This is a genomic window from Bartonella sp. MR168JLCBS (genome assembly GCF_042194175.1).
The window spans coordinates 324-582 of the sequence record NZ_JBHIMP010000558.1; the positions used below are offsets into that span (position 1 = coordinate 324).

The 259-nt window shown below is 35.9% G+C and carries 1 protein-coding gene; it reads left to right on the forward strand.

Annotated features, from left to right (window positions below):
* Positions 1-133: hypothetical protein (locus ACFIK8_RS12640; protein ID WP_375669624.1), on the forward strand; the 133-nt coding region annotated here is incomplete at its 5' end.
* Between the last annotated feature and the right edge of the window lie 126 nt (positions 134-259).

Here is a 259-nt window from a genome sequence, read left to right on the forward strand (position 1 = left end):
ACGCGTTTCTATTGATATAGCAGAAATGCAAGAAACTAAACATACAGTAGAAAGCTTAATGGGAACGAAATCAGAAGCACGATTTCGATTCATACAAGAAAATTCTACTTTTGCTTCCAATCTAGACATCTAATTTTCAAAAAAATATCTCGCTCAAACCACTGCTGCTGCGTCAATAACGCGCAGTTGTGGATGGATAGTTCCATTCCAATAATTCAAACTAAGATTACCAGCCACATGGATCATTTCACCAATATTT